Origin of the sequence: Terrisporobacter muris (assembly GCF_024621905.1) — a bacterium.
GTDB classification, from domain to species: Bacteria; Bacillota; Clostridia; order Peptostreptococcales; family Peptostreptococcaceae; genus Terrisporobacter; species Terrisporobacter muris.
The window spans coordinates 1-7,602 of sequence record NZ_JANKBY010000168.1; the positions used below are offsets into that span (position 1 = coordinate 1).

Genomic DNA, 7,602 nt, shown 5'->3' on the forward strand with positions numbered 1-7,602 from the left:
GATATTAAAATCTTGATATAATTCTTCTGATAAAACTATTTCTAAGCAGGCAAGTGTAGCTCCCCAGTTAGATGTAGGTGCAGTCCATTTAACAGTGATTAAGTCTTTCCCTAAGTATAATGATTTTCTCAGAGAATCATCTGTTTGAAATATAGTTCTATTTTTTGTATATTTTCTTAACTGTCTATTAAAACCTTCCAATGCATTTGTTGTATAAATAATTTTTCTTATTTCAGCTGGAGATTCAAAGTATGTGGATAACTTATCCCAATTGTTATACCATGAATCAATTACTATTTTTTATTTACTCCTCCACTTTTCGGATAATATATCTAAATATTGAAGTGCAGATTCCTCTGTAACGTCTTTATATACACATTTTAAATCTTTCATAAATTCTTTAGAGTCTTTGAATGCTATATATTTTATTGAATTTCTAATTTGATGAATAATACAAGATTGTATTTTAACCTTAGGATAAACTGATAAAATTGCTTCTGGTAATCCTTTTAAGCCATTCATGCATGATATTAATATCTTGCTTACACCCCTATTTTTTAAGTTGTTACATACTGATAACCAAAATTTATCACTTTCATTTTCACCAATCCAAATACCTAAAATATCTTTCTACCCTTCCATATTAATTCCCATACATAAGCAGCCTTATTTATAATTTTTCCATCTTGTCTGACTTTATAGTGTATGTCATCCATAAATACTATTGGATAAACTGAATCAAGCATTCTATTTTGCCATTCATCAGCGTTAGCCATAACCTTATCTGTAATTTTTAAAACCATGGATTCTGATATATCTATCCCATATAAGTCTCCAAGTTCCACCCTTATATCACTAACAGTCAAACCTCTAGCATATAAGCTTATTACTTTGTTATTTAAGTCATTGCAGACAGTTTCATATTTTTTGATAACCTTGGGTTCAAACTCTGCATTTCTATCTCTTGGTACACTAATATTTACATGTCCATAACTTATTCTAACATTTTTAGAGCTATGCCCTTTTCTGTAGTTTTTATCAATATCATCATTTCTTTCATATTTTTGTCTACCTAAATGTTCTTCCATTTCAACTTCTAGTAAGTGCTGCATCATATCTTGTATTAATTTTTTTCATAAGTCCATTTTTACCAGTTAAGTCATCCATTGTTTTACACTTGGCTAATTCTTCTTGATAATTTATATTTGGTAATTGAAATTCATTTAAAACTCTCCTAATTTTTTATGAATATTATTTCAAATCTACCTATACTCCCGTGTAATTAAACAGTAAACCTATAATAGTTATTGACTTGCTAACAAAATGACTCACAATATCACCTTGCCCTAAATAAACGTAAGGACTAGCAACTCCATCTTTTTTATGTCTTCATATAAATACTCTGATGCAACTGTACCATTAATCGTAAAACTACCGATAGTAAAATAGTATATAATATAAAATCAGTATATAACTTACTTTTATGTAAGTTTATATACTGCTTTTTCTATGTTTTTCATCCTTATTCTTGAACACAAAACAAGCTAGATGAAGTATTTATATTAGCTTTTTCTACTCTTATTACATTAGCATTACATACAGCTGTCTCTTTATTCTTCCAGTTTCCCCAACTGTATATTTCTATTACTCTTTTACTTCCATCTGATCTTTTAGTAGTTGATCTACTTATAGTCATACTCACTTAACAGGCTGGACATTTTAGTTTTCCACGTCAATTATCGGTTCATGTATTCCATCTACTAATATTGGATTTTCATTTATGTTTTTTCTTCTTTTCTTTCCCCAGTCTTGCCTTACATTGAATCTTAATTATAAGTGTATTTTCTAAATTTATGTATAGTTATTTTACTTATCTAAACATTAATAGTCCTGATATTATAAGTATTATATAAACAAATTTTGAGAAATATTTGGAATCAATCTTTGAATGAACCTTATTACTAAGTATAATAGTTGCAAATACAAAAGGTACAGTAACAGCTACCAATAATATTACATTTAAATTTATTGCCCCAAAAGCAATATTTTTAGCAGTCATAAATGCATTTAAAGTTGTCCAGCATAAAGCTAGAGTTGCTCTAAAAGTATGCTTATTCTTGAGCTTTGAAGAAGCATATATAATCACAAAAGGTCCTCCTGATGCAAAAGCTCCATGCATTATTCCACCTAAAAACAATATTATTTTGTCTTTAAAACTATTATTTTCTTCAAACTCTAAAGCATTTTCATCTAAACTTTTCCCATTTAACAAATATAATTCTTTTACTGATACGGCAATAATAAATAAGCCCAATAAACTTTTTAACATCTTTTCAGGTAAATAATTAAACATTAAAAATCCAAATGGTAGACCTATAAACATAGGGATGATCATCTTTTTATATTCTTTAAAATTAATATATTCTTTATTTTTTATAGCAATTCTTGAAGCTGCAAAAAATACTATAGCTGTAATTGCAGGCACTGCAACTTTTATACTAAATATAGATGTTATAAAAGGTATTGCTATAACTGTCGCTCCAAATCCAATTATTCCTTCTATAAAGTACGCAGAGCATACTACCAATATAAATAAAATACTGTTTAACAACATGATGAATAATTCCTTTCTGATTTTTTATTTAATATCAATAGGTTAAATAATTATATCATATTTTATAAAATCCATATGAATCTATTATTTAATAAGTTTAAACTGAAAATTCCTATAATAATAAAAACCGCACCACTTATTTATGATATGGTTCACCACTATTTATTCTAAATATTATAATATTCATAATATTCAAATTTACATTTATCTTATTTATTTTAACTTTTTTTTCCTGATTATGGGCTAAATAGCAAAATAAAAGGAACCATGAGACTTCGAGTTGTTAAAGTTCAAAGAAGACTTGGTATGATATATCAGTAGGAAATAGTAGGTATGCAAGCCATGTCTAAAGTAATGGCATTCCAAAGAAGTAAATGTCTAAAATCTATAGGTGTATCTTATCTAGGTAACAACAGAGTTATCAATGCTTAGCTTGAAGAAGTCGTAAAATGTCCATTAATTAACCCCAAAAGACCTCTTATAAAAGGTTTGAGAAAATCAATTCTCAAACCTTTTATCTTTATAGTCCTAAAAAAGTAAATTATTAAATATAATACACTTTTCCAGTCATATATATCTATAATTTTCTTACTATATATTATGTATTGTCATATCTTTCTCTTAGTATTTTATTTATGTGTGTTTTTAGAATTTCTTTTTATTTTATCTAGTCTTCACAGCAAATAAGAATATAATGAAAAAGTGGGCAATTTATATTTCGTTAGCAGCATCATAAGCAGTTTTAATTGCATTTTCAATATCAGCTGCTCTATCTTTACAATCACCTATTTTAACAACTTTAACATTATTTTCTAATAATTTATCAACATCAAAGCTATTAGGTCTAGCACCAACTGCCATAACTACGTAATCACAAGGTATTTTTATTTCATTATTATTGTTTTCACAAATTATACATTCTTTATCTATTTTGTTTACTTTATGATTAGTGTAGATTTTAACATTGTTTCTAGTAAAATTCTCCATTAAAGTTGGAAGTATAGTGCTACTTTCACCCTTAGCTATACTATTATCCATTTCAATTATAGAAACTTTATTTCCTTCTTGAAGGCATAAGTGCTCAGCTACTTCACAACCTACCATACCACCGCCAATAACAGCAATATTGCCAAATACTTGTTGTTCACCATTTAGGATCTTCCATGAATCGCATACCATTTGCTTATTATAGCCATCTATACTTGGTATAAAATTACTTGACCCTACTGCGACTAATACAACATCTGGATTTAAAGTTAATATATCTTCTTGAGTTGCTTTTTTTCCAAGTCGTAAATCTACATTTTGAGAAGTTACAGAATGTGTTAAAAATCTGATAGCTCTTCGAATTTCATTTTTTCTAGGAGGAATACAAGCTAAATTTAACTGACCTCCTAAATATGTATTTTCATCAAATAAAGTAACACTATGACCTTTTAAGCTTGCTACACGTGCTGCTTCAAGCCCTGCAGGTCCTCCTCCTACTACTATAACTTTTTTCTTAGTTACAGCTTCAGTGATTTTTCTAGTTCCTTCATATCCATTTTCGGCATTTAGTATGCAGCTTAAAAACTTACGGTTTTGAATATTGTCAGTACATCCTTTATTACAAGATATACATTCGCGAATATCTTCAAATTTATTTTCTTTTACTTTGTTTACCCAATCAGGATCTGCAAGTAAAATTCTACCAAGTCCAATTATATCTGCCTTATCAGCTTCTAGGATACTTTCTGCCATTTTAGGGTTAAATATTCTACCAACAGTACTAACTGGAATATTTACTGATTTCTTTATTTGAGCAGCAATATCAACAAAGAATCCATAAGGCTGTACACCCATTGGAGGAATAGTGTCAGCCATATTACCAGTATGGTTTGCCTGAGCAACATGAAGCATATCTACTCCAGCTTCTTCTAACCATTTAGCAAATATAGGTGCTTCATCTAGATCGATTCCACCTTTACCTCTTTCAGGTGTAACAACTGAAAATTTATAATCAATAGGCATATCAGGAACAGCTTTTTTTAATGCTTTTACAAGTTCTAGTGCAAATCTAGTTCTGTTTTCTAGAGTTCCCCCAAATTTATCATTTCTTTTATTTAATATAGTACTACATAATGAACCTACTAATCTGTCTCCATGTATTTGAATAATATCAACACCAGCTTTTTGAGCACGTATTGCACAATTACACATCTTATCGATGATATCTCTTAGACCTTCCTCACTAACCTCATTTACAAAGTGTTGCATATCATGATGTAGTTTTTCTCTTACAGCTTTCATATTACCAGTAGCAACTATCTTATTTATAGCATCACAGTCATACTCTGGATGAAATATCTGAGCAGCTACCTTAGCATCATATTTATGTATTGAATCACATAGTTTTTTGAAACCATCTATTTGGCTATCGTCATATAATTTTGGTGTAGAAGTAAATCCATTAATTGGAGAAACATCACCAATTACTATGTATGAAACACCACCTTTTGCTAACCTTTCATAAAATTCAATACTTTGTTTAGTTAAACTACCATCTCTACCTTCATAGCCAGTAGTCAGCGGAGGAAACATAACTCTGTTTTTTAGGGTAATATTTCCTATATTGATGTTTTCTAAAAGTTTCATATTAATTCCTCCTTAATTAGTTTATTTACTATTAATCAATTTACAAAAATTAATAATTGCATCTTCACATTCTTTTTTAGATTTTATATTGGCGAAATTATGATCTCCGCCTTCAATTTCTACATAGATTGACTTGTCACTGTTATAACAATTTAAATAAGCCTGACAAGCACGATTATCAACTAATTTATCTTCAGTACCTCTTATAATTACAACATTTTTATCATAACCCATGGCATTAGAGAATGGCTCATAGTTGTATAAATCATAATTAAAATCAATATTAAATTTTAAACCTTCCATATCAGCATATTGCATAGATTGTGCCTTTAATCCATCAGCACGCTCTTTACAACCATACCACATACCACCACCAGGGCACATAAGAATTAGACCTATAGGTTGCAACTTTGGAGCTACACAAGAAGCTACATATCCACCCATACTATGACCAGATAATATTATCCTGTCAGCAGTTGTTAATTTACAATCAACTAGATAGTTGTACATATCTATGGCATCTTCTATAAGTCCAGTGAAAGTCATTTCTTCAAATTCTCCATCACTTTCTCCACAACCATAAAAATCAAACCTAGCACAACCAAAACCATTAGATTCAAGTACTCTGGACAAATGAGTATGTGCATACTTGTAGCCTGACATACTACCTCCAAATCCATGCAGATTTAGCACTATGAGAGGATTTTCTATATTATCAGGAAGAGTAAGTACCCCTCTTAATATTTTATTTTTTCTATTTTTTATTTCTATTAATTTAACCATTTCTGTTCTCCTATAACTTTCTATATTTTAAACATTTTTCATATCTTTTCTCCTAATTGATAATTCTTCTAACATTTCTTGAGTTTTTCTCTTAGTTAATGGATATATAAAGAATAAGGCTAATATTGCTATTATGTACCCTACTGAATAAATCCCTGTATACGCTTTCCAAAGATTCGAAACAACTTCTGCAGTTTGAGTTGAAGCATGTACATTGTATCCTATAAATGCAAGTATAAAACTACTTAAACTTGCACTTAAAGCAGCAGCAAGCTTTCTAAAAAATGAATATGTAGAGTAAATCATACTTTCATTACGAGTTCCTGTTTTTAACTCTTGATAATCTATTGAATCATTTACCATAGCCCAAATTAGTATTTGGAAACCAGAAGCGCCTATATAGCAAACACCATTGATTACTATAAACATCATTGGATTATCTATTGGGAAGAAAAATAAAACTCCATATACTATTGCAGCAAAACCAGCACCATACATACACCATTCTTTTTTACCAAATTTATTAGCAACAAATTTAGTTCCAACAAATGTGATTATTGAATAAATTGTACTCAACATTCCTGACACAGCCATTATTTGTACATTTCCAAAATAATCTTTAAATAAATAAGTATTTAATCCATTAACAACACTAGCTGATATCATACCAACCAAACTAGCAATTATAACGCCAAATAAAGCTCTATTTTTTGAAATGTTTTTTAATACTTCAAAATAATTAAATTTCTCATTTTCTACATGAGGTAATTCAACACGTTCTTTACACCATACAGATGTAACTTGTAAACAGAAAACGCTTACACAAGCACAAATAATAGCTAATAGTAAAAAGTTTGAAGGAACAGGTACATTATCTTTATATAAGAATAGTGGTCCAACAATAACTATAACAGTCATAAATATAGTTCCACCTAAACTTCTATATCTTGATAAATCTGTACGGTGGTCAACATCGTCTGTCATAACACTTGATAATGATCCAAATGGAACATTTACACAAGTATACATAGCTTCATATAAAACATAAGTAATTAAAATATAAGCTAATCTTAAACCATAATCTAAATTAGAAACATTTATAAATCCAATACACATTAGTATTGCACATGGTATTGAAAATGCGCGAATCCAAGGTATGAATTTTTTACCAGGTTTTGCTTTGCGAGACTCTATAATTGCTCCGATTATAGGATCATTAATAGCATCCCAAAATTTAGTTATTAGCATAATTGTACCTACATGTATAGGATTTACTTTTAAAACTAATGTATAAAATACTGTTAAAAACATAGCTCTAAACTGTTCTGTACAACAACACCCCAAATCACCCAGGGTATACCCTATCTTGTCCTTCATTGAAAACCTTTGCATAAGTTGCCTCCTTAATTATAGTTAAATAAAATTATCACAAATAAATTTAATAAAGTTATAAGATTTATCTGTAATTTTATTATGTCATATTGTAAAATAAAATTATATTCATATATTGATATAATATTAACAAAAATTGATGTATTGACTAAAATATAAAAAGGGTGGGGATTAATGCT

5 protein-coding genes and 1 pseudogene are annotated in these 7,602 nt (G+C 29.0%); all 6 read right to left on the reverse strand.

The genetic code is table 11. From position 1 onward, the window contains the following. Positions 1 to 1,167: pseudogene (locus NSA58_RS12550) on the reverse strand (IS256 family transposase); the annotation flags it as partial. Positions 1,168 to 1,522: 355 nt separating this feature from the next. Continuing rightward, complete coding sequence (locus NSA58_RS12555) at positions 1,523 to 1,696, reverse strand: hypothetical protein (RefSeq protein WP_257560518.1); 174 nt, start codon at positions 1,694 to 1,696, stop codon at positions 1,523 to 1,525. A gap of 174 nt (positions 1,697 to 1,870) precedes the next feature. Next, positions 1,871 to 2,614 carry a sulfite exporter TauE/SafE family protein gene (locus NSA58_RS12560; RefSeq protein WP_074429585.1) on the reverse strand — a complete coding sequence of 248 codons (744 nt, stop codon included), beginning with the start codon at positions 2,612 to 2,614 and terminating at the stop codon, positions 1,871 to 1,873. A 711-nt stretch (positions 2,615 to 3,325) separates the two neighbouring features. Beyond that, a complete protein-coding gene (gene bilR / locus NSA58_RS12565) occupies positions 3,326 to 5,248 on the reverse strand; it encodes a bilirubin reductase, long form (protein WP_074080161.1) in 1,923 nt (640 codons plus the stop codon). A 21-nt stretch (positions 5,249 to 5,269) separates the two neighbouring features. Continuing rightward, the gene (locus NSA58_RS12570) at positions 5,270 to 6,031 is read right to left on the reverse strand and encodes an alpha/beta hydrolase (RefSeq protein WP_074429584.1); all 762 of its coding nucleotides are present in this window, start codon (positions 6,029 to 6,031) and stop codon (positions 5,270 to 5,272) included. A 27-nt stretch (positions 6,032 to 6,058) separates the two neighbouring features. After that, a complete protein-coding gene (locus NSA58_RS12575) occupies positions 6,059 to 7,423 on the reverse strand; it encodes an MFS transporter (RefSeq protein ID WP_074429583.1) in 1,365 nt (454 codons plus the stop codon). Between the last annotated feature and the right edge of the window lie 179 nt (positions 7,424 to 7,602).

Bases quoted from the DNA above. Each gene is read 5' to 3' on its own strand.
- NSA58_RS12555 (WP_257560518.1), bottom strand. From the start codon at position 1,696: ATGACTATAAGTAGATCAACTACTAAAAGATCAGATGGAAGTAAAAGA.
- NSA58_RS12560 (WP_074429585.1), bottom strand. From the start codon at position 2,614: ATGTTGTTAAACAGTATTTTATTTATATTGGTAGTATGCTCTGCGTAC.
- bilR (WP_074080161.1), bottom strand. From the start codon at position 5,248: ATGAAACTTTTAGAAAACATCAATATAGGAAATATTACCCTAAAAAAC.
- NSA58_RS12570 (WP_074429584.1), bottom strand. From the start codon at position 6,031: ATGGTTAAATTAATAGAAATAAAAAATAGAAAAAATAAAATATTAAGA.
- NSA58_RS12575 (WP_074429583.1), bottom strand. From the start codon at position 7,423: ATGCAAAGGTTTTCAATGAAGGACAAGATAGGGTATACCCTGGGTGAT.